The organism is Caballeronia zhejiangensis, from assembly GCF_000698575.1.
Lineage (GTDB): Bacteria > Pseudomonadota > Gammaproteobacteria > Burkholderiales > Burkholderiaceae > Caballeronia > Caballeronia zhejiangensis.
Window position 1 is genome coordinate 1 of sequence record NZ_JFHD01000113.1, and the last position, 617, is coordinate 617.

Here is a 617-nt window from a genome sequence, read left to right on the forward strand (position 1 = left end):
CGGCGCAGGATGAGGGCCTGCAACTGCTGGGTTTGCTCGTCGTTCAGGGGTCTGACTTCGGGTTTGATGGTCGCGCCATAGCGGGCGATGAGGCGCGCATCGATGCGATCGGTCTTGGCCCGTACGCCGGCGGACCTGGCGAAGTCGCGCACCCGCTTGGGATTGACCGCGACGGCGGGCAAGCCGGCCTGGCAGAGGGCTTCGAGGACGGCGCGTTCGAGCTTGCCGGTGGCTTCGAGCACGATGAGTTGTGGGTTGAGCGGCAGCAGTCGGTGGATCAGCTGCGCGAAGCCATCGGGAGAATTGGCCAGGCGAAAGAGTTCGGAGGATTCGTGGAAGGCGATGTCGAGAAAGGAGCCGCTGACATCGATGCCAACGAACAAAGGCGAGACGGAAGAGGATTGGATTTGGTTCACCACAGCACCCATACTTGCAAAGATACGAGCTCGAGGCTCAGTCAACTGTCCGGGTTCAAAGCGGTAAGGAGAAGCGGCGCCACCAGCTTTCTTTCGGGCTGTGAGCCCATGTAACACAAACGGGCTACCGCTTCGAGCGAACGGGAGAGATCAGCTTCCGGACGCCAGATTCAATATACAAGTAACCAAAGAAAGCAGCTT

The 617-nt window shown here is 60.0% G+C and carries 1 protein-coding gene; it reads right to left on the reverse strand.

Annotated elements, in window-relative coordinates; all coding sequences use genetic code 11:
* A partial coding sequence (locus BG60_RS36180) for an IS110 family transposase (RefSeq protein ID WP_420912061.1) occupies positions 1 to 407 on the reverse strand: 407 nt, incomplete at its 3' end.
* Positions 408 to 617: the final 210 nt, after the last annotated feature.